This is a genomic window from Pseudofrankia saprophytica (assembly GCF_000235425.2).
GTDB classification, from domain to species: domain Bacteria; phylum Actinomycetota; class Actinomycetes; order Frankiales; family Frankiaceae; genus Pseudofrankia; species Pseudofrankia saprophytica.
Genome location: NZ_KI912266.1, coordinates 3,360,018 through 3,386,471, shown reverse-complemented (window position 1 = coordinate 3,386,471; position 26,454 = coordinate 3,360,018). Strand labels below are relative to the sequence as shown.

At 69.1% G+C, this 26,454-nt stretch carries 20 protein-coding genes and 3 pseudogenes; 16 read left to right on the top strand and 7 right to left on the bottom strand.

All coding sequences use genetic code 11. The features are described from left to right. Positions 1-349: 349 nt before the first annotated feature. The 7 genes and pseudogenes from FRCN3DRAFT_RS0214165 to FRCN3DRAFT_RS0214135 all read left to right on the top strand — a co-directional run bounded on the left by FRCN3DRAFT_RS0214165 (position 350) and on the right by FRCN3DRAFT_RS0214135 (position 8,202). Positions 350-1,585, top strand: a complete 1,236-nt coding sequence (locus FRCN3DRAFT_RS0214165) for a cytochrome P450 (protein ID WP_007507395.1) — start codon at positions 350-352, stop codon at positions 1,583-1,585. Then, a complete protein-coding gene (locus FRCN3DRAFT_RS0214160; protein ID WP_007507396.1) occupies positions 1,585-2,595 on the top strand; it encodes a VOC family protein in 1,011 nt (336 codons plus the stop codon). The genes FRCN3DRAFT_RS0214165 and FRCN3DRAFT_RS0214160 overlap by 1 nt, the downstream gene beginning before the upstream one ends. A gap of 457 nt (positions 2,596-3,052) precedes the next feature. Beyond that, positions 3,053-3,235, top strand: coding sequence for an alpha/beta hydrolase domain-containing protein (locus tag FRCN3DRAFT_RS56195; RefSeq protein ID WP_342435705.1), 183 nt, complete (start codon positions 3,053-3,055; stop codon positions 3,233-3,235). Beyond that, positions 3,159-3,380 (top strand): annotated as a pseudogene (locus FRCN3DRAFT_RS56190) (alpha/beta hydrolase domain-containing protein); the annotation flags it as partial. The gene FRCN3DRAFT_RS56195 and the pseudogene FRCN3DRAFT_RS56190, both read left to right, overlap by 77 nt. Continuing rightward, positions 3,358-3,840: an alpha/beta hydrolase domain-containing protein gene (locus FRCN3DRAFT_RS53045; RefSeq protein WP_007507398.1), complete on the top strand. Its 483-nt coding sequence runs from the start codon at positions 3,358-3,360 to the stop codon at positions 3,838-3,840. The pseudogene FRCN3DRAFT_RS56190 and the gene FRCN3DRAFT_RS53045, both read left to right, overlap by 23 nt. Before the next feature lie 305 nt (positions 3,841-4,145). Continuing rightward, positions 4,146-5,684, top strand: coding sequence for a serine/threonine-protein kinase (locus FRCN3DRAFT_RS44460; RefSeq protein ID WP_007507399.1), 1,539 nt, complete (start codon positions 4,146-4,148; stop codon positions 5,682-5,684). Between the two features lie 871 nt (positions 5,685-6,555). After that, positions 6,556-8,202, top strand: coding sequence for a diguanylate cyclase domain-containing protein (locus FRCN3DRAFT_RS0214135; protein ID WP_007507400.1), 1,647 nt, complete (start codon positions 6,556-6,558; stop codon positions 8,200-8,202). A gap of 40 nt (positions 8,203-8,242) precedes the next feature. Here the strand turns inward: FRCN3DRAFT_RS0214135 and FRCN3DRAFT_RS0214130 are convergent, their stop codons facing one another. Further along, complete coding sequence (locus FRCN3DRAFT_RS0214130) at positions 8,243-8,704, bottom strand: DUF6941 family protein (RefSeq protein WP_007507401.1); 462 nt, start codon at positions 8,702-8,704, stop codon at positions 8,243-8,245. A gap of 447 nt (positions 8,705-9,151) precedes the next feature. On the opposite strand from FRCN3DRAFT_RS0214130, the gene FRCN3DRAFT_RS0214125 reads away from it, so the two are divergent. Beyond that, positions 9,152-10,021, top strand: coding sequence for an SAM-dependent methyltransferase (locus FRCN3DRAFT_RS0214125; protein ID WP_007507402.1), 870 nt, complete (start codon positions 9,152-9,154; stop codon positions 10,019-10,021). 169 nt (positions 10,022-10,190) lie between these two features. Here FRCN3DRAFT_RS0214125 and FRCN3DRAFT_RS44455 read toward each other — a convergent pair whose 3' ends face one another. Both FRCN3DRAFT_RS44455 and FRCN3DRAFT_RS44450 read right to left on the bottom strand, forming a co-directional pair. Continuing rightward, positions 10,191-12,494 (bottom strand): MMPL family transporter, encoded by a 2,304-nt coding sequence (locus tag FRCN3DRAFT_RS44455; protein ID WP_007507403.1) that lies wholly within the window; start codon positions 12,492-12,494, stop codon positions 10,191-10,193. A gap of 612 nt (positions 12,495-13,106) precedes the next feature. Continuing rightward, a complete protein-coding gene (locus FRCN3DRAFT_RS44450; protein ID WP_063630156.1) occupies positions 13,107-13,733 on the bottom strand; it encodes a TetR/AcrR family transcriptional regulator in 627 nt (208 codons plus the stop codon). 1,504 nt (positions 13,734-15,237) lie between these two features. Here FRCN3DRAFT_RS44450 and FRCN3DRAFT_RS0214110 point away from each other — a divergent pair. The 3 genes from FRCN3DRAFT_RS0214110 (at position 15,238) to FRCN3DRAFT_RS0214085 (ending at position 18,974) form a co-directional block, all read left to right on the top strand. After that, positions 15,238-15,696: a WD40 repeat domain-containing protein gene (locus tag FRCN3DRAFT_RS0214110; protein ID WP_007507405.1), complete on the top strand. Its 459-nt coding sequence runs from the start codon at positions 15,238-15,240 to the stop codon at positions 15,694-15,696. Positions 15,697-16,066: 370 nt separating this feature from the next. Next, positions 16,067-17,332 (top strand): ABC transporter substrate-binding protein, encoded by a 1,266-nt coding sequence (locus FRCN3DRAFT_RS0214100; protein WP_007507407.1) that lies wholly within the window; start codon positions 16,067-16,069, stop codon positions 17,330-17,332. Positions 17,333-18,128: 796 nt separating this feature from the next. Then, on the top strand, positions 18,129-18,974 hold the full coding sequence (locus FRCN3DRAFT_RS0214085; RefSeq protein ID WP_007507408.1) for a LuxR C-terminal-related transcriptional regulator: 846 nt from the start codon (positions 18,129-18,131) through the stop codon (positions 18,972-18,974). A gap of 54 nt (positions 18,975-19,028) precedes the next feature. Here the strand turns inward: FRCN3DRAFT_RS0214085 and FRCN3DRAFT_RS53040 are convergent. Further along, positions 19,029-19,145 (bottom strand): annotated as a pseudogene (locus tag FRCN3DRAFT_RS53040) (IS5/IS1182 family transposase); the annotation flags it as partial. Between the two features lie 220 nt (positions 19,146-19,365). On the opposite strand from FRCN3DRAFT_RS53040, the pseudogene FRCN3DRAFT_RS57705 reads away from it, so the two are divergent. From FRCN3DRAFT_RS57705 to FRCN3DRAFT_RS55085, 3 genes and pseudogenes are all read left to right on the top strand, one after another. Continuing rightward, positions 19,366-19,600 (top strand): annotated as a pseudogene (locus tag FRCN3DRAFT_RS57705) (transposase); the annotation flags it as partial. 108 nt (positions 19,601-19,708) lie between these two features. Beyond that, positions 19,709-20,032: a hypothetical protein gene (locus tag FRCN3DRAFT_RS55090; RefSeq protein ID WP_007507410.1), complete on the top strand. Its 324-nt coding sequence runs from the start codon at positions 19,709-19,711 to the stop codon at positions 20,030-20,032. Between the two features lie 23 nt (positions 20,033-20,055). Beyond that, positions 20,056-20,268 carry a hypothetical protein gene (locus FRCN3DRAFT_RS55085; RefSeq protein WP_007507411.1) on the top strand — a complete coding sequence of 71 codons (213 nt, stop codon included), beginning with the start codon at positions 20,056-20,058 and terminating at the stop codon, positions 20,266-20,268. Here FRCN3DRAFT_RS55085 and FRCN3DRAFT_RS44445 read toward each other — a convergent pair. Next, positions 20,253-21,122 carry an AfsR/SARP family transcriptional regulator gene (locus FRCN3DRAFT_RS44445; RefSeq protein WP_007507412.1) on the bottom strand — a complete coding sequence of 290 codons (870 nt, stop codon included), beginning with the start codon at positions 21,120-21,122 and terminating at the stop codon, positions 20,253-20,255. The genes FRCN3DRAFT_RS55085 and FRCN3DRAFT_RS44445 overlap by 16 nt on opposite strands. A gap of 46 nt (positions 21,123-21,168) precedes the next feature. After that, a complete protein-coding gene (locus FRCN3DRAFT_RS55080) occupies positions 21,169-21,534 on the bottom strand; it encodes a hypothetical protein (protein WP_007507413.1) in 366 nt (121 codons plus the stop codon). A 667-nt stretch (positions 21,535-22,201) separates the two neighbouring features. Between FRCN3DRAFT_RS55080 and FRCN3DRAFT_RS0214055 the strand changes: the two genes are divergently transcribed. Further along, positions 22,202-24,523: an FdhF/YdeP family oxidoreductase gene (locus FRCN3DRAFT_RS0214055; protein WP_007507414.1), complete on the top strand. Its 2,322-nt coding sequence runs from the start codon at positions 22,202-22,204 to the stop codon at positions 24,521-24,523. A 49-nt stretch (positions 24,524-24,572) separates the two neighbouring features. After that, positions 24,573-25,415: a formate dehydrogenase accessory sulfurtransferase FdhD gene (gene fdhD, locus FRCN3DRAFT_RS0214050; RefSeq protein WP_007507416.1), complete on the top strand. Its 843-nt coding sequence runs from the start codon at positions 24,573-24,575 to the stop codon at positions 25,413-25,415. Positions 25,416-25,480: 65 nt separating this feature from the next. Here the strand turns inward: fdhD and FRCN3DRAFT_RS0214045 are convergent, their stop codons facing one another. Then, on the bottom strand, positions 25,481-26,413 hold the full coding sequence (locus FRCN3DRAFT_RS0214045) for an IclR family transcriptional regulator (RefSeq protein WP_035924752.1): 933 nt from the start codon (positions 26,411-26,413) through the stop codon (positions 25,481-25,483). Positions 26,414-26,454 lie beyond the last annotated feature (41 nt).

Sequence of the window (26,454 nt, the reverse complement as noted above, 5' to 3'; positions counted from 1 at the left end):
CGTCCTCAACGCCCTGGCGACCACCTTCGAAAGCCGCGGCGGCCAGCGAAGTCGCAGGTCAACGGCCCGAAACCGAGTTCTGGCACGGTACAGGCGTCCCGCACGAGCACGAACACGCGGCCTGACCTGCACGGATGTAATTTTCGGCAGGTACAGGGTCAGAGGATTGACCTTAGGATCGAATGTTTGCGAGCATGCGTTCACTTACTAGCCGGCCAGGCGCCGGCGGAGGAGGTGGCTGTCCCCGGGACCCCGCCCCTCGCGCCAGCCGCGCCGCCAGCGCGCCACGACGGGCGGCCTGCCGCCGGGGCTGTCATGGCGAGGTAGCACCGATCAGCAGGGAGAGTCCATGGCTGACGAGCCGACGGACGGGCGGTCCAGGGAAGCGCTCATCGACGGAACGTCCATCACCGACGAATGGTGCGAACACCATTTCGACCATTTATCGCAGGAGGTCATCGACAACCTGTACCCGGTGCTGAACCGGATGCGGTCGACGTGCCCGGTCGCGCACAGCGATGTTTACGGCGGCTACTGGGTCGTCACCAGGTACGACGAGGTGCTGCACATCGCCCAGGACTGGGAAACCTACAGTTCTGCCTTCGGTCTGACCGTGCCGGTGGCCCCGATCGCTGTACGGAACCTGCCCGTCGAGATAGATCCACCGCTTCAGCGCGAGTTCAAGCGGCTGATCAACCCGTTCTTCACACCGAAGGCCGTCCGGGCATGGGAGCCACGGACCAGGACGCTGGTAAACCGCCTGATCGACGGCTTCGCCGACCGCGGTGCGTGTGACTTCATGACCGAGTTCGCCCGTCCATACCCCGCCCAGTCATTCTTCGAGGTCGCGATCAACGCGCCCGCGGACGAGGTCGAGTATGTCGCCTACCTGGCCAACAAGTCGGGCGCTCCGCAGGACCCGGAGGCGGCCGCGTGCTGGCGAGGCCTGTCCGACTGGATCGGCGACTTCTTGACGCAGCGGAGGCGCCAAGAGCCGAAGGGCGATGTCATTGACGCGATCCTGAACGCCGAGATCCAGGGTCGGCCGATCACCCAGGAGGAGATCGTCGGCACCGTCCAGCTCCTGGTCCTCGGCGGGCTGGAGACAACGGCGGGCGCGCTCGGCCAGTCCATGCTCCGGTTCTGCGAACACCCGGAGATTCCGGTGCTGCTGCGCGAGAAGCCCGACCTGCTGGGGCGGGCGGTGGAGGAGCTCCTACGCCTGGACAGCCCGTTCGTGCAGATCACGCGCACCGCCATGCGCGACGTCGAGATCGCCGGTCGCCAGATCAGGAAAGGCGACAAGGTGATCATCTACTGGGCCTCGGCGAACCGGGACCCGGGGGAGTTCGCGCACTCGGAGGACTTCGACCTCGACCGCGCCACGAACCGGCACCTCGCCTTCGGCGCCGGTCCGCACCGTTGTCTCGGCTCGAACCTGGCTCGGATGAACCTGCGCATTGCGCTCGAGGAACTGCTGCGGCGGCTGGACGGCTTCCGGCTCCAGGACGGCGCCGAGATCGCATTCCGCGCGACGGTGAACCGGGTACTCCTCGCCGAGCCGATCAGTTTCACGGTCCGTTGATGACCGCCGGCCTGCCGACGTCGCGCGGTATCGAGCATCTGAACATCACGGTGGCCGACCTGGACGAGGTGACGGCGTTCTTCACCGACGTCTTCGGCTGCCAGACGCTGTACACGATGGGCCCGTTCGAAGGCCGCAGGGGCCCGTTCATGCGGGTCATCGCCAACGCCGACGTGCGTTCCGTCGTCCACTACGTGCGCGTCCTACGCAGCCCGTTCCTCAACATCGAGCTGTTTCAGGTGAGCACGCCCCGCCAGCGGACAGTCTGGCCCGACCTGCTGGACGTCGGCGGCTGGGGCCTTACCGCCGCGGTCGACGACATCGACGCCGCCGTCGATTTCCTGGCGGAGCGGGACGTCTACGCACTAGGGGAACGCCGCTACCTGACCCCGTTCGGCCTGCACTTCGAGCTGGTACGGGCACCGGCGGAATCCACGCCCATCGCCGAGCCGGCCTGGCGGCCGCGGCCCGGATCGCTGCCGGGTTTCCGGGGCTTCGAACGACTACGCGTCACGGTCGCCGAGCTCGACGAGGCGAGCGCTTTCCTGGCCGACATCCTCGGGTTCCGGCGCGACGTGGACCTCCCACCGTGGCCACCGGGCGGTCCGGATGGCGGGCTACGCGCCTTCGCCAACGTCGACGCGCGAGCCAGGCCGACCCGCGCCCGCGCGCTGCGCTCCTCGCACCTCAGCATCGAGCTCATCGAATGTCCGCCCTACCCCGGGCAGCAGCAGGGCTGGCCCGCGATGTTCGACGTCGGCGGCTGGCACCTGGCGATCTACGTCGACGACATCGACGCCGCCTTCGACTCGCTGACCACCCGGGACGCGCACATCCTCGGCCGCAAGAAGCCGGCATACGACTACGAGGCCGGCGACGAGGCCTACACCATCCACGGCCTCGCCCCGTTCGGCCTCTACTTCGAACTCGTGACGTATCCGCGGGGACGGTACCGGGAGGCCGACCACGCCGGACCACCCTGGCACCCAGCCCTCGCCACCGACCGATAGCGGAGCCAGTACGCCGGACTCATTGTCGGTTGGCCGCCCACGATCCCTTCGGAAGGCAGGTGTGGGAACTCCGCGACAACGTCACCTCCTACGACGCCTGGTACGTGGCCCCCGAGCGCGCGGCGGTAGGCCGCCCGGACCGCCTCGTCCGGGCTCTCGATCCGCGGCACCCCGGCCTCGAGCACCTCGTCGACCACGGTCGCCCCGGACACCGCCGCATCGCCTGCCAGCGGTCGCCGCGCCGGCATCGACGCGGCCGCCGTCCTCTCGACAGCTGGACGCCACGCCGGCGTCCTGGCCTCGGCCGTCGCGACGGCGACGGCCGACTTCTCGCCAGCAAGCAACGACTTTCCCGCCTCGGTGATCGTCGCGGCCCAGTCCGCTCCATGGCCACGGATCTGGACCAGGCCGCGATCGGCAGACGGAAGTCTCGGAAGCCGAGCGGGCCGGTGTTCGGCTGCAGCCAGCGCCAGTCGTAGAACCGGCAGTCGACCTGACGGGCACGGGATATGTCGAGGCCGAGTACGCCGTCTCCGGGACGGCTACCTCGTACGCCACGCGGGGTGGACGAGCGCGCACGAGGAGACGGTCCGCAACGGCGACGTGTGAGTCGGGGTCTCGGCGCAGTACACCGGAGTGATGGCGGTGCCGCGCTCACCGCCGGCGCAGCAGGCGCAGCAGGCGCAGCAGGCGCAGCAGGCGCCGGAGCCTCCGGGCTGAAGGGCACCGACCCGGCCCGGTACGGCTCTCTCGACCATCCCGGTGACGGCTACGCCTTTGACATCTTCACCCAGGTCGCGCGCGCCGTCCGGGCTGGCGGGCCGGTGCTGGGCGGCTTGGCACCCATGCGTCGTCAAGGCGGCCCTGCACGCTCTAGAGACCTGGGTCTCTACCGGCACCGCGCCCGCCGCCGTCGCACGGATCGAGACGACGACCGGCGACGATCCACACGTCGTCCGCGACGGCGACGGCATCGCCAAAGGCGGGATACGCACCCCGCCGGTGGACGTCCCGGTCAATACCCTGTCCGGCACCCCCGGCCCGAACCCGTCGGTTATCTGCACCCTGTTCGGGTCCACCACCCCACTGCCCACCGGGCGGATCGCACAGTTCTACCCGTCCCGAGATCAGTACATGACGAAGTACACCGCTGCGGTCGACAGGGCCGTCAAGGCCGGCTTCGTCCTACAGGCCGACCGCGACGCGATGCTCGCCTACGCCCAACCAGACCGCGTCACGGCGTAGCAGGGAGTGTCGGCGATGGGTCCGGAATGCGAACCATGGGCTTCCGGCGACGGTCCCAGACACCAGGCCTCCGGCGTGGGTCACGGCCCGCGCGGGGTGGCGCATGCGTTCGGGGTTCGCGTGACGGATCCGCTGCGCCCGATGAAGCCTGAAGGCGACGTGTCTGCCACGCTTCGTACACTATTGTCGGCCGGGGGGCTTCTGCGCGGGCAGCCTGGACGTGAGCCGCCCGTCATACAGCCGGTGCGTGAGGGCAGTTCAGGCTGCCTGCACAGAAGCGCCGGTCGGCGGGCTGTGAGGAGCCGATGGAGACTTTGTCGCAGACCACCGAGCCTTCGAGGCGGCGGGGTGCCAGCGCCTCTGGCGGCGGCGCCTCGCGCAATCGGCGGCGCTCAGCCGCAGATCATCTGTTCCTGCCTCTGCTGCCCGACGACCCGGCCGAGGTAGGCGGGTATGCGCTGCGCGCCCGGATCGGCCAGGGCGGCATGGGAACCGTCTTTCTGTCAGCGAGCCGCAGTGGACGGCCGATCGCGCTGAAGCTGGTACGCCAGGAGTTCGCGGACAACCCGGAGTTCCGCCATCGGTTCGCCAGCGAAGTCGCGATCGCGCGTCGTGTGCAGGGCGCCTATACAGTGCCGGTCATCGACGCGGATACCGAGGCCGCCCAGCCGTGGATCGCGACGTCCTACGTGCCGGCACCAAACCTGTCAGCAGTGGTCCGCCGCGGTGGACCACTGCCCGCCCGCACCGTGCTCGGCCTGATCGCCGGGGTCGCGGAGGCGCTCGAATCGATCCACCGGGCCGGGGTCATCCATCGGGACCTCAAGCCCTCGAACGTCATCACCGCGGCGGACGGGCCGTTGCTCATCGATTTCGGGCTCGCGCGGGCCGCCGATAGTGTCAGTGCGGCTGTCAGCCGCCCGGGAGTGGCAGTGGGAACGCCCGCGTTCATGTCGCCGGAGCAGGTCATCGACGGACAGGCGGAGCGCTCCTCGGACGTGTTCTCTCTGGGCGCGACCGCCTACTTCGCGGCGACCGGCGAGTACCCGTTCGGCAGCGACATCGCCGTCTATCACCGCATCGAATACGCGGACCCCGACTGGGAGCCCGTCCCTTGGCCGTTGCGGCTCGTACTGGTCCGCTGCCTGGCGAAGTCACCGAAACAGCGGGCCGAATGCGCCGACATCATCGACCTGTGCGGCCGCCTCGCCGGCGAACTCGACGTGCGGGTCGGCAGCGTCACGGTCCCGACGGCGTCGCGCGGCCTGCTCGGCGAGGGATGGCTGCCCGACGCCGTGGATGTCGAGATCAACCGATACCGGCGCGCGGCAGCCACCATGTTGCCCCCACGCACCCACCTCCGTGGGAAAGCCGAACCGCCTGCCGAGCTCGACCGGACCCCCGCAGACACCCTCCGCCATTCCGCGTCCACCAGCTGGAGTCGCCCCCGATGGGTCACGATCGCTATCGTCGGCCCCGCAGGCGCGATGGTGCTGGTGCTCGCCGGGCTGCTCGCGCTGCTCGGTCGTCACCACGGCCACGCCAGCGGCGACACCACAGCGCTCTCGCTGGCACCGACCGTTACGACCCCAGCCATCCCCCCATCCGCGACGGCCGCAAGCCCATCCAGCGGGCGGCTCACGAGCCTGTCGACCAGCCCGCCGACGCCAACGCCGACGCAAAAGCCGGAGCCAACGCCAACGCCGACGCCGACGCCGACGCCGACGGTCAGCGTGACACCCACCCAGCAACCTTCAGCGACGCCAACGTCGGGCTTCGCAGGGCTGGTCTACGCCCTACTCAACCCTTCGTCCTCCACGACACCATCCCCGTCGACGCGCTGACTGCGCGCCCACCTACCCCGTCGTCTCCAGAGCCCGAGCCAACAGTGCGATAGCTGAGATCTGTAGACGGCCTGGATCATCCACAGGTCCAGCGGTCGGCCGCGCGAGCCGGACCAGGCACCGATCGATGAGGTCGAGCAAGACGTCCGGTAACAGAAGGCTCGTCACCTGTCACGGCGAGTCGCACATACTCGTCGTGACAAGGCCCGGGTCGGCCCTGCTGGGCAGCGGTGTGGCGGGCGGCGACGTCGGCCCTGTCGACGATGTTCCACAGGGCGCTGCTTACGACCGGGCTGGTAGATGGTCTCGAACGCTGGCGGTCGACCAGGTCGACCTTGACAGTGACGAACGACGCCGGGCTAGTGATGATCACATCCACGCCGAGTGGTCTTCGGGCGGGTCGGGGCGCCGGCTGCGGCCTTGCCGTCGCCGAGCACCATGTCGACCGCGTCTTGTCGTGACCTGGGCGGTCTAACGAAAGGTGGTGATTTTCCGCTGTTTCGTCGGCACGCTCTTCGCGTCCGGCCGTTTGCAGGCGTAGATCGGGATGAAGCCGGCCGCCGGGCCGGGCGATCCGGGCCAGCTTGCCGATGGCCCGGCCCGGTCCTTCTCCGTCTCCTAGGCCTCGGAGTACTCCCCCTGCAGCTCGTCAATGACGACGGGATCAGCGAGAGGTTGTACCTGTGCATGATCTCCGGCGCGAATCGCAGCGACGACTCGCGGCCGTGGCGCGAAGCCGCCGAAAGCCTGGCACCGAGTGCCTCTACATGCCTGCGGTATACACACCGATATGACCCATGGCGGGCATTAGGTCGCAGGCGTTCACCGTCCGAGCCAAGGTGGTGACCGATAGGCTGGGTTAGGGGGAGTGATGGTTGGGCTTCGCGTCGGGAGCGCGGCACCAGGCCTCCAGCGCCCTGAAGGCCGCTTGGAACGCCCGTCGCGGCTGTTCTCGCGCGCGGTGTGGGGCTACGCGCTCCTGACCGGGCTGGTGGTCGCGTTCGCGACGCTACTCAGTCCCGGGCCCGCGCTGATCGCGGGGATGTTCGTGACCCTCGCCGCCGAGGTGGCCCTCGCGGTGGCCTGCCTGTGGAGCGCGCGGCGCGCCCGTGCCGGCGACCGGCGATGGCGATGGCTCATTGGCGTGCTGGCGATCGCCATGGCAGGAACCAACCTCATCACCACAGCGACGTTACTCAGCGGCGGCTCGCTCGCTGCCCGCAACTCGTCGGCGTATCTATTCCTTGACGTGTTCTACGGGCTCGCTCTGGCGGGCCTGCTCTGCCTGCCCACCTACCCCGTCGAGAGCAGAGGTGGCCGCAGCCGTGGTCCGCGTCGCTGGCACGCGATCATCATCCTGGACTGTGCGCTGATCGTCGGCTCCGTCGTCCTCATGGAGTGGGGGACGATGCTGCGCACGATCGCCGACGCGCACTCGCCGAGCGGCACGGTGGTGGTGTTTTCCCTGATCCAGCAGGTGGCGTCACTGATACTCGCGGTGGCCGTCCTGCTGATCGCGAGCTTCCGCCGCCCGACGTCCCCGTCCACGCTGGCCTTGCTCGGGGCGGGCCTGTTGATCTACGGGCTCACCACCAGCACCTTCGTCTACCGTCAGGCCCAGGGCCACCAGGACCTCCCTGCCTGGAGCCTGATCCCCTTCACCGCATCGATCCTGCTGATGGCGCTCGCCGCGCTCGTGCCTGATCGCTACACGGTGGACCCGGAGGACCCGCCACCGCGGCGCCCGCGGGCCATGTGGGCGCACGCCGTGCTGCCCTATGTGGTACTCGCGTCCGCAGGCCTGTTGATCTTCGGCAGGCTGGCGGCCGGCGCGCCACTCGACCGGGTCGAGACCTACGGCATGGTCCTGTTGCTGGTGCTCGCGCTCACGCGACAGATGTTCACCATCGCCGAGAACACCCGCCTGCTAGCCACAGTTCAGGAGCGGGAGAGCCAGCTGCACTACCAGGCGTTTCACGACTCGCTGACCGGTCTGGCGAACCGGGCCCTGTTCACCCGGCGGCTGCAGCAGGCAATCAACCAGACGGCCGGCACCGACCGCGGGCCCACCGGCCCGTCGAACCCCATCACCGTCCTGTTCGTGGATCTCGACCACTTCAAACGGGTCAACGACACACTCGGCCACGCCGCAGGTGACGAGCTCCTGAGGATCAGCGCGGCGCGGCTACGGGAAGGAATCCGCGCCAGCGACACGGTCGCCCGCCTGGGCGGCGACGAGTTCGCCGTCATCCTCGACGGCGCCGGCTCCGAAGACCCGTACCGCGTCGCCGAACGCCTCGCGACCCGTATGCAGGCACCCTGCCAGCTCGCCGGCCGGACCTACACCCCCCACGCCAGCCTCGGACTGGTCACCCTCGACCGCGACCAGCGGCCAACCAGCCCCGACGCGCTGCTTCACCAGGCCGACCTGGCGATGTACGCGGCGAAACGCGGACGAGCGGGCAGACTTGTCGCCTACCACCCCGACCTGGTGCAGGGATTCTCAAGGCCGGAGTAGATCGCGGCGGAGGTCTGTGCCGTCGTGAGGTGCTCGTGATTCAGTCGTCCGGTCCGCTGACATGCGGTGTGGGCGGGGGCGTTGCTGGCCTGGTCTGGAAGCTGACGTTCCGGTCGTCGCGTTCCGGCTCGCCGACCATGGTCGCCTCCCATCGGTAGCGCTTGCCCATGGCCAGTGTCAGGGGCGGTACGGTGATCGCTAGTGGGATCTGCAAGGGGAGCCCTCGGTCAGGCCCGGGGGGTCGACCCACCTCCATGACCGCTTCGATCTGCACCGTCTGAGGCCCGGTCGGCCCCGGCTGCATGACGGGCTCGTCGTCCTGATCATGTAGCTCGAGGCGCAGCGTGAACGGCGAGTTCGCCCTGTCCCAGGGCACCTCGATCCTGATGCCGAGGGCGGACGGGGCAGGCAGCGGTCCGATGAGGTTCCAGCCGCCACCGATGACGTTCAGCTTGCCCTCCGCGACCTGGGCGGCATCGCAGAGGATCATGGTGAGCTTCACAGAGTTGCTCCTGATCCCACTCGTGCGGCGGGCACAAGGCGGCCCATCAGCAAGGGCCGGCTCTGCTCGTCGCGTTCGCGCTGCTACGCCTGGAGGGCGATCGTGGGAGCTGCGCCTCCGCGGGCGGGTGGCCCGACCGTGCTGCGACGTCCGCTGGCCGGTCACACCCTCGGTCACGTCGACAGGTGGAACCGACTCCCAGCTACACAGGCGGTGTCCGTCGAGGTTCGAGAAATTTCGCCTGGAGATCTCCCCGCCGGCCGGCGGGACCGTCGTGCGGCCCGGGTGGGCTCAGGCCTGCCTGCCGTCGTCCGGGCTGCGGGTAACCGAGGCGGGCTGTGGCGGCCGGGAGGATGGGCCTGGTAGTGGTACAAGCTGGCAGGAAGATAACGTTTGTGAGGGTGGCGCGGTGGCAGGAGGCTGCCCGCTGGGTGAGGGGCGGGGGCCGTGACCGAGCCGGACAGGACAGACGAGTCGACCGAGGTGTCCAGGCGGAGTTCCCTGCACGGCTCCGTCATCTCAAGGAGTGCGCCGCCTGTTGACCTGCACGTAGATGTCGCGCACACCGCGAGGATGTACGACTACTTCCTCGGAGGCAAGACCAACTATCCGGCCGACCGGGAGGCGGCGCAGGAGATCCTCTCCATCTATCCGAACGCGCCGGTGACCTCCCGGGCGAATCGGGCGTTCATGACCCGCGTCGCGCACCACCTCGCCGCCAAGCGCGGGGTACGGCAGTTTCTGGATATCGGTACCGGAATTCCCACCTCGCCGAACCTGCATGAGGTCGTCCAGGCTGTCACGCCGGAGGCTAGGGTTGTATACGTCGACGACGACCCGATCGTGCTCACACACGCCAGAGCCCTCCTGACCAGCGATCCGGCGGGTCGGACTGTCTATATCGACGCCGATCTTCGCGATCCGGCGGCGATTCTGGTATCCGATCTTCTCCAGTCCACCCTGGATCTCACCGAGCCCGTCGCTCTCTCGCTCATCGCGATTCTGCACTTCATTCCCGACGATACCGAGGCCTTCGACATCGTATGTTCCCTGATGGAGCGGCTGCCGGCGGGCAGCTACCTGACCATCACACACATCGCCAACGATCTTGACCCCGCCTTGGACACCGTCGCGGCGGCGTACCAGCAGCGCGGCATCCCGATGGTCGCCCGCGATCACCACCAGATCACCCGTCTGTTCGCCGGACACGATCTCCTTGAGCCCGGCGTGGTCGCCCTCGACCGTTGGCATCCCGACCTGGCGCCGCCGTCGGACACGGTGATCGGCGGCTATGGCGGCGTCGCCCGCAAACCCTGATCCCGACCACCCAACCGCCGCGCCCCAGCAGCGCGGCCGGTCGCCGTAGAGCGTGGGACGGCGACCGTGAGCGACACATTCCGGGTCGGCGTTGAACACATCGCAGAGCAGGATTTCCCGCCTGGCCATCCGCCGCGCCTACTGCCTGGTACCTCGTGTGGGCGACTGGTCACCGCCTGGTTGGTCGCGGCGTTGCCTGACGCGATGCGTCAGGCCGGGACTGGAACGGCGCTGTCGCGGTCTCGGAGCTGTCCCATGCGGCGCCGGCCTGGTCGGGGGGCCCGCCAACCGGCGACTGTGTCCAGTCGAGGTCCGGCACGTCTCGGCGCCGGCTGGATCCGCGGCGGGCGCTCGGTTGTGGTGTGTGCAGGTGGAGAAGCGCGGGCAGCAAAGTTGCCCGCAGCACGAACGCGTCGATGGCGACACCGGCGGCGAGGCCGCATCCGATGACCTTCATCATGCGTGCCGGCTGTGCGGCGACCGCAGCGAAGAGGAACAGCATCACGAGGTTCATGGTGAGCATGACGTGGCCGACGTCGGCGTGGCCGAGCCGGACGGGGCCGGTCGCGTCGCGGCGGTGACGGGCTTGTCCGCCACGGTTGGGGCCGGGGGGCTGGGTGAGTCGGTCGAGCAGGCTGAGGTTCAGGCCCGGGAGCAGGCCGAACACGGCGACCAGGACGATGACCAGCAGTGAGGGTTCGACCGGCCCGGTCGCCAGTCCCAGGGTCCGGGTGACGAGGTTGGTCTGGAACAGCAGGGCGAGGACGCCAGCAGCGGCGAGAATCGCGAGGGCGCTGGTGAGTGCCAGGGCGGCCGCGATCGTCGCCGATCGCAGCATGAGGAGCCCGCATCCGAGCACCGTGAGGAGGACCACCGCGAGGAACCCGGTTGTCGCGCCGTGGAAGTTCGCCGCCATGTCGACGAACAGGGCGGTGGAACCGCCGATGTAGGCCCGGGAGCCGGTGCCGGCCAGTACGCGTGGGATGACCTGGCCGCGTAGCCGGTGCAGCAGGGCGGTGGCCTCCGGCGAGCGCGGGCCGGCCGTCGGGAAGACACGGATCACGGCGACTCCCACTTGCGCGTTGTTCAGGTTCACCGCCGCCCGCGCGACCCCGGGATCCTTGGCGAGCGCGGCCGCGACGGCGTCGGGGGACACCGCCGACGGGGCGCGGCCGAGGTCGACGGTGACGAGCATCGGTCCGTTGAGCCCCGGAAAGTAGTCGGTGCTGAGCAGGTCGTACGCCCGCCGAGTCGTCGACGATGTCGATTCGGCGCCGTCGTCGGCGCCGCCGAGCTTGAGGGTCAACGCCGGCGCGGCGAGCGCGAGCAGCACAAGGCCCGCGGCGCAGGCGGCGACCCGCGGGCGGCGATGCACCCAGTCGGCCCACCATGCCCGCAGCCCCGGCGGGTGGCGCAGGCCACGGCCGCTGGTCGTCAGGTGATGTCGTTCTGTCCAGCCGAGCAGCCGTGGTCCGCAGATCGCCAGCAGCGCCGGGAGCAGGGTGAGGATCACCAGGCCGGTCGCCGTCCCGGCGGCGGCGGAGCCGAGCGCGACGCCGTTGAAGAAAGGCAGGCCCAGTGCCACGACGCCGTCCATCGCCAGCGTGACGCAGAAGCCGCCGCAGGCGATCGCGAAGCCGGCCTGCGCGGCGGCCCGCGTCACCGCCTCGAGCGCGGCGGCCCCCTCCCGCAGCCAGGACTGGGCTCGGTGCACGACGACGACGGCCCCGCCCAGGCTGGTTCCGGCCGCGACGACGGCCGCGAGCAGCGGCGCGTACAACGTCATCGTCGTCGCGTGGGAGAGCAACACGGCGATCGCCAGTGCCGTCACGGTGGCGACGGAGGTGGTCACGGCGCAGACGGCGACCGCGCCGCGGGAACGCAGGGTAGCGCCGAGCAGCAGCAGGGCAGCCGCGAGCGCGATGAGAATCGGCCACGGAGAGATGGCCGTGGCGTTTACGGCTGTAGCATCCGGGCCGGCGACCTCGACTTGCAGATTTGGCCCATCGTAGGCCCGCGCCGTGGCGACGAGGCGCCCCGCCGTGGCCCGGTCGGGGTGCAACGCCGAACCCTTCACGATCACCGAGACGACCGCGGTGCGCCGGTTCGTGCTTACCGGGTCGACGCCGAGGACGACCGCGCCCGCCGGGGAGAACGGGTCGACCACCCCAGCGACCTTCGGCACCTTGCTCAGTTGCGCCACCATCGCGGCAACCTGTGTCCGTACCAGCGGATCGTCGACAGTTCCGTGACGGGCGTGCAGCACCACCGACTCGGTGTCCGGTATGCCTGTACCACCCAGCGCCCGACTCGCGAGGTCGAGGGCACGCGCGGAGTCACTGCCCGCAACGGCGACGTCGGTGTTGAAGCGGGCGCCCTGCGCGCGCGCGAGGAGAACAAGCGTCACCAGGCAAACGGCCCACAACCCGACGATCACCCAGCGGTGACGGGCACAGAGCCCAGCGAAAAGCATGCGCCCAGCAGAAGCAAAGCCACGGTTTCGCCACATTTACGACAAAATAGTCCAAAACGCCGTCTTGGACCAGGGTCGGCAGACCCCGAGTGTGGCCGCACCTGCCCATCCGGTCCGTCCAGGGTGATGCTGCCCAGGCAGCGGGCATGGGCAGGCGACAGCGGACACGCCAAGGCAGTCGGTACGAACGCTCGCCCCCACCAATCGAGCCAGAAATGGCCTGAGGACCTGCTCGTGGCCCAGCCTGCGGGAAAGCCCGACTCGGCGGCCTGAGGCTACGCCCGGATCGGCTATCCGAATGTCGGGGACGAACTGGTCCGTGAAACCGTCCAGGCAGACGCATCGCGACACCTGCCGTTTCGCCAGACTCGCTGGGGCGCGACGAAAGATCACGCGGCCACGCAGGGGTGTATAAAGGATGCATGATTGCTCGGACATAGGCGATCAGGGTGACGCGGTCGAGGACAGGGCGAATCCGGCCTTGATCGTGGCGGCCGAGCCGAGGACCGCCTGCAAATACCTGGGGGTGTTTCGGTCGCCGCGGACAACGGTGCCGTCGTGGTGGGCTTCGGGCCGGCCGTCGGGGCGAGAAGGCCGCCTTCGCGCCGTTGGTCAGTCGGGCTGGTGCGGCGCGGCCGACAGCGGAGCCACCTCCGGCTGTCGCTGGTAGATGCCGGCGAAGACGGAGAAGACGCCGAGCAGACTGTTCGCTAGGTCTTCGGGATCGAGCGGCTCGGCGCCGTTGATCAGCCAGTCGTTGATGACTGCGCCGGAGCCGCCGACGAAGAACGTGGCCAGGTGCTCGGCCGTGGCTGGGTCCAGGTCACCGAACAGAGTGCGCACAGCCATTCGCTGTAGATCGCTGAAGAGCGTGGTGAGCTCCCTGGCTATCGCGAAGGTGCATGACCCCGTCAGCATCGCCCGGTAGAAGGAACGATGCGCAGCGAAGTGCCGCGCCGATGCCAGCGCCCTGGAGACCTCGGGACCGTCCGAGATCTGCGGCAGAACCTCTCGTCTGACCAGGTCGGCGGCGGCTTCAACAAGGAGCGTGTCGCGGTCGCCGAACTGCAGGTAGACGAGCTGCCGGCTGACGTTCGCCGTTTCGGCAAGGTCGGTGACCGAGATGGCGGTCGTACCACGCTCGGACACCAGCCGCACCGCGGCGGCCATCAACGCCGCTCGGGAGCGCTGCACCCGCCTGTCCTGGCTGTGCCCGCTTGGTAACGGCTCGCCCTGCATGCGCCCGACAGTAGACAACCGTCAAATAATGGTCAAGTGACGTCGGTTGGCGACCGCTGCCGTTTGGCTGTGGCCGTCCGCCCTCTGAACATAGGCGCTCCAACCTCGCTCAATCGATTGCGGCGGGCGCCACGGTCCCAGGAACGGCCCGGCCTCGGCGGCCAGGCGAGCCGTTCGCCGCCTTCGCCGGTCCGGGTGACTCCCGATGTCCCGCCGCCGCCTCAGGGCGGTCGCCGGATGATCGCGGCGGCCGGGCACGGCTTACAAGCGAGCGATGAGATCAACTGGCGCCCCAGAGTCACCATGCCCCGTTACCAGATAGTTACATTGAGTAATTTCCCCTGGTCGAGGCGACGGGCGCGGCGAGGTGACTGCTCGGATTCATGTCAGTGAGTATTTACTTGCAAACTGGGCGTCTAGCACCTACGGTCTGTCCCCATTGACAACATGCGGACGGCAGGCCCCGAGCCCCGTCCGACCCCGTGAGCTGTGTCTCCGCGCAGCTTCTTCCGGAGTCGACCCCGGGTTGGCCGCTGGACGTCAGGCATCTCTGACTCGCCACGCCCAACTCCCGCTCCACATTCAAATACTGGGAGGTCTTGTGCTGCTGGTGGACAGGTCGGCGACGGAAGACGGCGAAGGAGGCGGAACCGGCCCTGCCCCGACCACTCGGATGGCCCTCGAAGGCGCCGTCGCGGCGACAGCCACACGTGTCCGCGTGGCCATGGCCGGGAGCGCAACCGCAGAGTTTCCGCACCAGCCGTGCGCGTGGAGGCAGCACCACCGGCATCGGCGATACCAGCCGCCCCGTCTAGAACTGGTTCACCCCGGTCGTTGTCCACCTCCTCGACGCCAACCTTCCGCCGACATCAGCGCGGGCCGCCTCGGCCATCCCGGGCATCCGCTTCTTGACCCCTGTCCACATCACCCAGGCACCCGCGGGGAGATTTCCCGCCTACGGTTCGGCCGTTGCTGACGCCGAGCCGCTCCCGAGACCCGCTTCGGACAGTTGGCTCCGATCTCTCCCGTAGATCCTTCTGCAAACGGCCCCTCCGGACAGCGGGCCACTCCACCATCGAATACGTCGCCCGCCGGCCACGAAGCCCTCGGACGAAAAGGCATCACCAAGATCACCTGGGTGTGGCTCGACGCGAGACATCCTCGGCCCAGCCTCCCAGGCCGGAGCGGAACTTATTTTGTCGCACCACCAGGCTGCCGCGTCTCGTCCAGGACATCGGAACCCGAGCCCGCGCGGGCGGCATTCATTGGCCGCCGGGGAGTCTGCGGCGGGATGAAGCGGAGCCGACAGGGACCAGCGCGGAGATTGGAGCTGCGACGGTCACGGCACCAAGAGGAGGCGCAGAGGGCTGGGATTTCTTCAGCCGACCGCGTGAAGCGCAAAATTCTCGACCACTTGGTGCGTCTCGCCGCGCCCGGCTGAAGCGCCGCGGCCGACCCTTGACCTGCCATGGCGCCTGGGCGTTGGCGGTGACGTTCGTACCGGATGGACGCCCTGGCCAGCACAAGTACCAACGGCACGGTGTGGCTGCGGGCTGTGTCCGGCCCCACCCGCACACAGCCTCTCATCGGCCACACCGACCTGGTGGGATCGGTGGCATTCGGGTCATGCGGACGCACCCTCACCAGTGCCAACGTCGACGGCACAGCACGGCCGTGGGACGTGTCCAACCCGTCCCTGCCACAGCCCCTGGGAGGACCGCTCACCGGACATACCGGCCCGGTGCCGACGACGGCGTTCGCTCCGGACGGACGCGCCCTCACCGCCGCCGGCACCGACCGCACGATGCGCGCGTGGGACGTATTCAGGCCGACCCGGCCGTGTCCACTCGGCCGGCCCCTCGCCGGCCACACCGACCGGGTGTGGTCAGTGGCCCTCGCGCCCGATGGACACACGCTCGCCGGCGCCAGCGAGGACGGAACGGAGCGGCTGTGGCGACTATGACCATCCACCCGGATCCGCTGTCCATGAAAATGCCACTGATCGTCGACGTGAAGCCGATTCAGGAATACCCGGCCGAGGATCTCGGGCCCGAGAAGGCGTTTGTCTAGTAGCGACGGAGCGCCAGTCGGATCACGATGCCGCCCCTCCTCGAAGAGAATAGGGGCGCCGATGAACCATTTGTCATATCCGTAGCCCCAGCCCACCTCGCTGGCCGGGCCCGTCCAGATCGCTGGTACCCGCTGGGCCATCAACATCGACCACCCTCAGCGCGCCCAAGGATGGCAGCCCTGGGATGTGCAGGTCGGAAGGTAGGGGACAAGAACCGAGCCGTCGTACTTCGCATAGACTTACCAAGGGGAGATCGCGCTCCATGATTCTTTTCCGCCCGCATATGCGGACCGCTTCGGCGATGATCGCAGCCCTGGCGGTCGGACTATCCACGGCCCTCACCGCTTGTGACATATCGTCGAACTCGGCTACCAGTGAGGCTGGCGCCTGCCCGACGCAGGTACCAGGGGTGACCACCACTTCCATCAAGATCGGACTTGTCTACCCCGACACCGGGCCCGCCGAGATCGCCTCCGCCTTCAAGGCCGCCCGCAGCGGCGTCGAGGCGCGCATCGACCTGCAACACGCCGCCGGCGGCGTCCATGACCGGGAGATCGACCTGGTGTGGGGCGACGACCAGTCCGATGCCGAGACCTTCTCCAAGGTCGCGCATGACCTCGTCGGCACCCAGCGGGTCTTCGGCCTGATCGCCACGTCGATCGTCCTCGACAAGTCAGCCGGCTGGCTCGAGCGGGAGGACGTCCCGGTCACCGGAACCGGGACGAGCGCCACTTGGAGCAACTACCCTAACCTCTTCCATGCCGGCAACCTGTTCAACACCGGCGGCACCTCCGTCTTCGGCGACTTCGTCAAGGCGCAGGGTGGTAGGAAGGCGCTCGTCGTCGTCGACCCGAACGTCGCGGCCTCACGGAGCCTCGCGGCACAGTTCGTCCCCAGTCTGCAAAGCCGCGGCATTCAGATCGTCGACGAGGTCACCTACACCGAAGGGGTCACCGACCCGGCCCGGGTCGCCGACGAGTTGAAAAGTTCCGGCGCGGACACCCTCGTCGGCGCCGCCCAGTCCGGCGCCTTCATCGACATCTACGCGAAGGCCAAGGCTCGTGGAGTCAAGATTAATGTGGCGTTGAACGCCACCGGCTTCAGCCCCGGTCTGCTCGCCCAGCGAGGCCGCGACATGGCCGGAATGTCGATCATGTCAAGTGTCGCCGCGCAGGGCTCCCCCGCGATGAACGCCTACCAGAAAGCCATGACCGTATACGCGCCGGAGCTGGCGGACCCCACCGACGAGCTCGCCCTCGCCGGCTACGTGGCCGCGGACGAGATGATCCAAGGACTCCAACTCGCCGGACCCTGCCCCACCCGCCAGACGTTCATCCAGACGCTGCGCGGGGTGACCGACTTCACCGCCGGCAGCCTGATCCCCCCGATCAATCTGTCTCAGCCGACACAGCCGATCCTCTGCGAGAACTTCATCAACGTCGACCCCACAGGGCATCGTTTCACCCCCGTCCAACCACCCGCGGCGCTCAACCACGACGGCTACTGGTGCGGCGAACCACTCCAATAGCACCACGGTGTGGACCATGGTCCTGGTCTACGCCGGACAGGTCGCCGCGACCGCGGCAACCGGGCGGCGACGTGGCAGCGCAACCAACGACGAACCGGCTCGCTCGCCCGCGCACCTGCGCCTCCTGGACGGGACCTCGTCGAACGCTGATTCGCCGAACTGAACAACCGCCCCGCCGCGCCGCACGCCACTTCGCCGTCGAACTCGAGACCGACATCGACTACTGGATCAACGTCCCACTGTCGACGAATCAACGATTCGGCCGCCAGATCATCCGACGTTGTGATCCTTGTTGGAATTCCCGCACCGCCTCATCGCGCCCGCCGGCCCCCTCTTGTTTCCTCTCGGTTTCTTGTGCACCCAGGTCGACGCGGGTCGGGTGGTGTCCACCCGACTTTGGCCGGCTGGCAGCGTCAGCTCCAAACGATCGAGCAGGGCACGCCAGCACCGTGGCTACACCCGGGTCGTAGCAACGGATCAACAAGTTGGGCGAACTTCTGCCCTACGACTCCGCCTCTCCGTACAACCCGGATGACATACGCTCGTCGATGTACGACGCTTACCAAATGAGGAAGTTCCGCTACCAGATGACAACTGGCGATGTCGATCGTCTCGTGGAGACGCCAGGCTGGTCGGCTGGCGACCAGTGACCGCCACACCGACAGGTGAGGTCTGGTCGAGTCAGCTGGAGCAGAAGTTGGGAATTCCCCTGCACCAATAGGCCGGGGACGTCCGTTGACTTCATGCCTAGCACCGCGCCTGTGAACACCTAGTGGCGGATCGTTGAGGAGGAACAGTGCAGCCACAGCGGTACGCCGACAACCAACTAATCGACAGATTCCTCGCCAAAGGCGCCTCTCGGCTACGAGACCGTACCGGTGCCGATCTTACTCTTGCCGGGTGGGTTCATCCGCGTACCGGGTTGCTTTCAATACGGTATACTAACGGTGCACGTACGGACGCGTGTCTGGGAATTACCGCCGCCCCAGGAAAGGGGATTGGCGGGAGGGCCGTCAAACTCGGTCAGCATGTGTTAACTGACTACCGTGACAGATCGGCGGGGAACGGCCCCGGCGAGCCGGGCCGAGTGGACTGCGGCGAGCATGTCAGCTCTGTGCTTGCAATACCACTGCGGCTGGGCGGACGGGCGCTCTGTGTCTTCTACCTAGCGGAACGATCGAAGAAGTCGATCAGCGCGGCTACCACCAAGTTCGCGCTAACGTTTGTGCGGCAGTTCGAGATCGCCGTCGCCCAGGTCACGAAGACTTACGAGACCGACGCACCCCGGCGGTGGAACGTGGACGAACGGGTTCTACGCCAAGTCGACGATGAGCTGGTAGCGCTGTCCCTGGACGTCGCCGCGACGCCCGCTCTCGTGAGAATAGCTACGATCCGCAACCTGCTTGAAGACAGCGTCCTCAAGTCGTTGTCGGCGGTGGATTCGGTGAACTCTCTCACTCGCCGCGAACTGGACGTGCTCGAGCTGGTGGCCGAAGGTTTGTCCAATACCGAGGCAGCAGAGCGGCTCGTTATCAGTCCGGAGACCGTCAAGTCATACCTGCGCACCATCCGGTCCAAGCTTGGAGTGCACAACCGGACCGCCGCAGTGGATCTGGCTCGGCGGTCCGGCCTGCTGCGCTGATCGGAGGCCCGTCGAGCTCCAGAATCCGGCCGACTAGAGGATGTCTGAGAAGGGTCAGGGTGGCGCGCCGGTGAGGCGGTGGAGCAGGATCATGCTCATCGCGAGGTAGATGGCGTTCTCGGCGGTGGCAGTCAGGTATTCGTAGTCCTTGGACAGGCGGCGGTATTTGCCCTGCGGGGTGCCAGAAGTCGGCCGGGGCTGTGACCTGGGCTGATGCGATGGACTGGCTGTCGGCATGAAGGTCGCGGTGCTGCGCCATACTCGACCTCGGCCGAGGTGGGACTGGGCGGACCGGTCCGTGCTCGCCGCGCTGATCCGACTCATGCCGTGAGGGCTTCGGCGGCACCGGCTGATCACTCCTGGCACCGTTCTTCGATGGCACCGCCGCCGGTGGACCACCCAGCAAATCCGTGACCTTCTCATGGACCTCGGGGACCGCGCAGCCGAGTTCCGGTTCCTGATCCGGGACCGCGCCTGACAGTTCACCGCCTCGTTCGACGGCGCCCTCGCCGACGCCGGCATCACCCCGATCAAGATCCCACCACGGGCTCCTCGAGCGAATGCCTACGCAGGGCGTTTCGTCCGTACCGTGCGGGCCGAGGTCACCGACCGCATGCTGATCTTCGCAGCGCCTCAGCAGCCGCGACTCAACGTCAGAGCGCATCGGCACCCCACGCACGCAGCACCCCTACGCGCTACGCAGCCTGCTGTTCCACAAGCAGTGCGGCCGACGCATGCAGGGCAACTGGAACCACGGCCACGCCCACTACCGATACCGCTACCCCCAGGAGCACGCCCGCGCCAACCACATCGACCACCCCCTGACCGTCTACGTCCGCGAGGACGCCATCCTGCCCACCCTCGACGCCTGGCTCGCCACCGCGTTCGATCCCGATCACGTCGAGGCCACCCCCACCGCACTGGAACGGACCCAGCCCGACGACTCCCCCACCACAGACCCGCTGCGACAGGCCATCGCCGCCTGCGACCTCAACTCGCTCGCCACCGCGCCGCCCTCGAACGCCGAAGCGACCTCCACCCAACCCGACCAAGACTGACCCGCCCCCAGATCAAGACACCCGTGGACGGACTCGGTGGGCTGCTCACGATCCTGAAAGACGCCGACCCGACCGACAAGGCGCAGGTCTACCACGAACTCGGCCTGAGGCTGACCTACGACCATGAAACAGAGACGATCATGGCCGACGCGAAACCAAGATCATCGATGTGCGCAGTGTCTGTGTCCGAGGGCGGACCGAACCATTACCCCACCGCCGGTCACTCTCTCCGGTGAGCTGCCCAGACGTCCGGGTCAAAGGACGTGTGGGCCGGGCCGGCGTCGACAAGCTCCCGTCGTCGCAGCTCGGCCGCCAGCGCCAGCTGGCGGCGCGCCGCGGGATGGTCACCGGCCATCGTGAAGGCGCGCGCGAGCAGTTCGTGGTTGTGTTCCATGAACGGGTTGCGCGACACCGCGTGGGCGGCGTACCGGACCGCGTCGCCCGCCTGCCCGGCGGCCAGCCGCGCCACCGCCACGTTGCGCAGCCGGGCCTCGTGCGCGGCCGCGACCTGGTGGCGCGCCACCAGCAGCCAGGAGTCGAATCCGGGCGCGGCCGCCGGCTCCACGCTGTCGAGCAGCTCGCCGTCGAGCTCCAGCAACGGCGCGTCCGGGCCGGCCGGCGCGCGGGTGAGCAGGAGGACGTCGACCCAGACGCCGTCCCCGAGCGCCGTACTCACCGGGTCGCCCCGGAAGGCGTTCGGCGCCCCCAGCGTCCGGCGCAGCTCGGCCAGTATCCAGCGCAGCGCGCCGAGCGGGTCCGCCGCGTTGCCCAGCAGCAGGTCAGCCAGGTGGCGGCGGCTGGGCGCACGGTCGGCGAGCAGCAGATAGCACAGCACCGCCCACGCCTTGCGCCCCCGCGGCGGCGGAACCGGCCGGCCGCCTCGCTCGATCGCCGGCGGCCCGATCAGCCGGATCTGCGTCGTCACTTCGCTGGGCGCGCTGCGCGTCGCCAGTCCTTCCATGTCCCCGGCGTCGTCCTCGGCGTCCCCGGCGGGGATGCCCCCTGCGGCACGCGGCAGCGGAAGCGACGCGGGGCCGGCCACGGTGGGCCGTGCCCTGGCACGCGCCCCTAGCTGCGAGGTAGTGATCATCAGTGTCTTCCTGTCCTGCTCGTGAGCACAGCTCGCCGCGGGTGGATCAGGCGGTCTTGCGGCCGACGGTGACGAGGTACTCGGCCCGCGTCAGCAGGCCGCCGCCGTCGGCGTCGTTGCGGCGCTCGACCATCGCGACGATCTCGGCGCGGCACTCGTCCCAGCGGCCCGCCGCGGTCAGGCGCTCGCGTGCCTTGACAGTGGGGCCGTAGCGGCTCTCCATGATCGCGACCTGTTCCGCCGAGTCGAACCGCCACGGGTTGTGGCCGCGGGAGAACTCAATCTCGACCCCGCTGCCGGCGAACAGCCGGCGGACGGCGATGACGTAGCAGCGGCCATCGAGGGCGACGTGCCGCGTCGTGGAGACCCAGCCGTCGCTGGTCGCGAGCGTCGGCGCGGCCCAGATATCCACGCCCTGGGCGTAAAAGTGAACCGCGCCAGCGGCATGTAGTTCTCCCAGCAGATCAGCCCGTCCCAGGCGGCCTCCCGTTCCGGTTCAGGTAGGCAGGAGAGCATCTGGTGCAGCGCGCCAAACGACTCCCGTTCGAACCGGACGCAGTCGGCCGTGCTGGCCATCCGGATCGGTGACGGCACCGTGTCGACGGTGCGGAAATCATGTAGTCGTCGCCGATCACGCTGGTTGTAGATCAGGGTTCGGTCGAGGAGTTCTCGGCGGCAGGTTCGCATCCACCGTTCCATGATCGCGTTCATGCGAGGTCACGCACGCTGCGATGGGGTGTGGCTCCCGGGATCCGGATCCGGCGGCTGGCGTGTTCGATCCCAGCGAGGTTCCGCCCTGACGATCAGCACCAGGCACGCGCTGGTCCAAGAACATCCGCCTCGGCCACTACGAACTCGCCACCGACATCGACCCGCGGCTACGGCCGTCAGCCGCGTTCACTGAACCGCCCACGCCATCTGATCACCATGACCGCCCGGGCGCTGCCATGCCGTGCCCGTCGCGGACGCAACAGCGCCATCTCCTTCGCCCCGGGACCTGACTCGCGCGCTGGCCGCTGACCCACACTTGCCAGGAGGGCCGCGGTGTGACCCGATGAGCTGGGAGAGAGGTGACTGCCATGTTTCGTGGCCATTCGACCGACAGGCGCGACGACGAGGTCGCGCTGCGGGTGACGGCGCCCGCCAGCTCGGCGGCCGGGCTGCCCGGGGTCGGTCATGCCCTCGCCCAGGCCCGGCGGCAGATGGGGGTGCGCCGTAGCGTCACCACCCTGCGCCTGCTCAACCAGGACCACGGCTTCGACTGCCCGGGGTGCGCCTGGCCCGACCCCCGGCCCGAGGACCGGTCCGCGACCGAGTTCTGCGAGAACGGCGCCAAGGCCGTCGCCGAGGAGGCGACCCGTCGCCGGGTGACCCGCGAGTTCTTCGCCACCCATGCGCTGGCCGACCTCGCCGGCCGCTCCGGGTACTGGCTCGGTGGCCAGGGGCGCCTGACCGAGCCGATGTACCGGGCACCGGGCGCCGACCACTACACGCCCGTGACCTGGGACGAGGCCTTCGGTGTCATCGCCGCCGAGCTGGACGCCCTCGACAGCCCGGACGAGGCCGCCTTCTACACCTCCGGTCGCACCAGCAACGAGGCCGCGTTCCTCTACCAGTTGTTCGCCCGGGCGTTCGGGACGAACAACCTGCCCGACTGCTCGAACATGTGCCACGAGTCCTCCGGCGCGGCCCTGAACGCGACGATCGGCATCGGCAAGGGCTCGGTCACCCTCGAGGACCTGGAACAGGCCGACCTGGTGCTCGTCTGCGGCCAGAATCCCGGCACCAACCATCCCCGGATGCTGACCTCGCTGGAGCGGGTCAAGCGGGCCGGCGGCAGCGTCGTGGCCGTCAACCCGCTGCCCGAGGCGTCCCTGCGCCGGTTCCGCAACCCGCAGAACGCCCAGGGCCTGGTCGGCCGGGGCACCGCTCTCGCCGACCAGTACCTGCAGATCCGCCTCAACGGAGACATGGCGCTGTTCCAGGCGCTCTCGCGCCGGCTGCTCGACGCTGAGGACGCCGCCCCCGGCACCGTGCTCGACCAGGCGTTCCTCGCCGACCACACCACCGGGTTCGACGCCTTCGCCGCCCACGTGCGCGCCCACCTCACCGACGACGACATCGCCACGGCCACCGGCCTGACCGGCGCCGAGATCGACGAACTGGCCGAGCGGATCCTGGCCGCCGAGAAGGTCGTCGTCTGCTGGGCGATGGGTCTGACCCAGCACGCCAACTCGGTGGCCACGATCCAGGAGGTGGTCAACTTCCTGCTGCTGCGCGGCAACATCGGCCGGCCCGGAGCCGGGGTCTGCCCGGTGCGCGGCCACTCCAACGTGCAGGGCGACCGCACGATGGGCATCTGGGAGAAGATGCCGGCGCGCTTCCTCGACGCGCTCGGCGCCGAGTTCGGCTTCGCCCCGCCCCGCCATGACGGCCTCGACACCGTCGACACGATCCGCGCCATGCGCGACGGCCGGGTGAAGGTCTTCATGGGGATGGGCGGCAACTTCGTCGCGGCGACCCCCGACTCCGCCGTCACCGAGGCCGCGATGCGCGCCTGCAGGCTGACCGTGCAGGTGTCGACCACGCTGAACCGCTCGCACGCGGTCACCGGCGAACGCGCGCTCATCCTGCCGACCCTCGGCCGGACGGAGGTCGACCTGCGCGGCGGGGTCGCGCAGGTCGTGAGCGTCGAGGACTCGATGGGAATGGTGCACGCCTCCCGCGGCGCGCTGGACCCGGCCGGGCCCGACCTGCGCTCGGAGGTCGCCATCGTCTGCGGGCTGGCCCAGGCGACGCTCGGCGCCCGCGCGTCCGCGCCGGCGGTCGACTGGGACGGGCTCGCCGCCGACTACCGGCGTATCCGCGGCCACATCGCGAACGTCGTCCCCGGCTTCGCCGACTACGACAACCGGCTCGCCGAACCCGGCGGCTTCCTGCTGCCGCACCCGCCGCGCGACAGCCGCACCTTCCACACTCCCACCGGCCGCGCGGCGATGACCGTCAACCTCTGCGAGGTGCTCCGGGTGCCCCACGGCCACCTGCTGCTGCAGACCATCCGGTCCCACGACCAGTACAACACCACGATCTACGGGCTCGACGACCGATACCGCGGGGTCCGCCATGGCCGGCACGTGGTGCTCGTGAACCCCGACGACCTCGCCGCCCTCGGGATCGCCGACGGCAGCCACGTCGACCTCGTCGGCGTCTGGACCGACGGGGTCGACCGCCGGGCGGAGAACTTCCGGGTGGTGGCGTACCCGACCGCCCGGGGTTGCGCCGCCGCCTACTTCCCCGAGACCAACGTGCTCGTGCCGCTGGACAGCACCGCACGGCGCAGCAACACCCCGACGTCGAAGTCGTTGGTCATCCGCCTGGAGGCCCGTCCGGTCGGCGCCTGAGACCACGCCGCGTGGGCGTCTACCGGTACCGACAAGGAACAGTGGCCTCATGAGTCGAGCAACCGCACGGCGCAGGGTGATGAAGGTGACGCTGGGCGCCGAGCCGACGGTCCGGCCGGACACACTCGTGGGCGAGGAGCCCCTGGAGATCCGGGTTGGCGGCAGGTCCCTGGCCGTGACCATGCGGACCCCGGGCGACGACATGGACCTCGCGATGGGCTTCCTGCTCGGCGAGGGGCTGATCGCCGCGGGGTCGGACATCGCGAGCATGCGCTACTGCGTGGGCACCGAGGGCGCGACCGACGCCGACGGGCGGCCCACCTACAACGTGCTGGACGTGGCCCTCGCGCCCGGCGTGCCCGCGCCCGACCCCGCCGCGGCCCGGAACTTCTACACCACCAGCTCCTGCGGGCTCTGCGGCAAGGCAAGCATCGACGCCGTGCGGGTGCGCACCCGTCACCCGGTGGCCGACGACCCGCTGCGCGTCCCCGCCGAGGTGCTGGCGGAACTGCCCGACCGGCTGCGCCGCGCCCAGCGCCTGTTCGCCACGACCGGCGGGCTGCACGCCGCCGCCCTGGCCGACGCCGAGGGCACGATCCTCGCCGTCCGCGAGGACGTTGGCCGGCACAACGCCGTCGACAAGGTGATCGGCTGGGCGGCCCGGAGCGGCCTGGTGCCGCTGCGGGCGCGGGTGCTGGTAGTCAGCGGGCGGGCGTCGTTCGAGCTGGTCCAGAAGGCGGTGATGGCCGGTGTGCCCGCCCTGGCGGCAGTGTCGGCACCGTCGACGCTGGCGGTGGACCTGGCTGAGGAGTCCGGGATGACGCTCGCCGGCTTCGTCCGGGGCCGAACGATGAACATCTACAGCGGCGCGCACCGGGTGGCTCTGGGCTGACCACTCCGCCCGCCTCGCGAGTTGGTCGAGTACTGGCGGGAAGAGCTCTCGGGACCACTACCCCCTCAGCGCTGTCGGCCCGCGTGGGCCGTTCCGGTCGGTGGCAGGTCGCGGCCAGGAACCCGGCCGCGGGCCTGGTGGGTCGCGACGGCGGCGGACTGGACCAGGCGGCGGCCCAGTTCGAGGACGTCCTCGACCCGGATCGGGTGGTCCGGCCCGGTGATGCTCAACGAGAGCAGCACCCGGCCGATTGAGTCGAAGATCGGCGCCGCGACGGTCTTCACGACGATCTCGTCCGCATGGGTGAGGCCGGCGAAGGACAGCAGCATCTCGTCGGTCTTCGCGAGCACCTCGGTGAGGTGGTGCTCGGCCTGCGCATCGGTCGGCTCGTCGCGCAGCTTCGCGACGGCGTCGATCATCGCGGGTGCGGCTATGGGGGGCAGGGGGACGCTGAAGCCTCGGTCGCGGATCTCCTCGAGATTCCGACGGTAGAACTCGCGCAGCGGTGCTGTCAGCGCGGCCCGCTCCAGCCAGCCCATGATCGTTTCGTCGTCAGCCCAGGCCATGAACACCGCGCCGATCGGGGCGAGCATCGGCGTGCGGTCTCCCGGGTAGCCGAGAACATGTGCGCGGGGCACTGGTCCGCGACGAGCGAGGAAGATGACGTCCCTGCCCGCGACGGCCGAAACACCGACCTCCGCGTCGAGCTCGCTCGCGAGCGCCTCGGCCTGCTCTATGGCGACACCAACCGCCGGATGCTGCTCGAGTGCGGCGAAGCCGGTAGCCGCCAGCGCCGGGCCCAGAACGTAGGTGCGGTGCACCGGATCCCGGACGAGAAACCCGCAGTCGCACAGCACGGCCAGGGTCGCGTGGGCCGAGGCGATGTTCATCCCGAGGTGTGTGACGAGCTCGCTGATGGTGAAGCCACGAGACGGGTGCGCGGTGAGGAAGGCAACGATGTCCGTCGCGCGGGCGGACGCGGGCGCGGGCCGGGCCATGCAGACACGGTAGCGGACGGCCACCCGCGCCGGGCCACAGA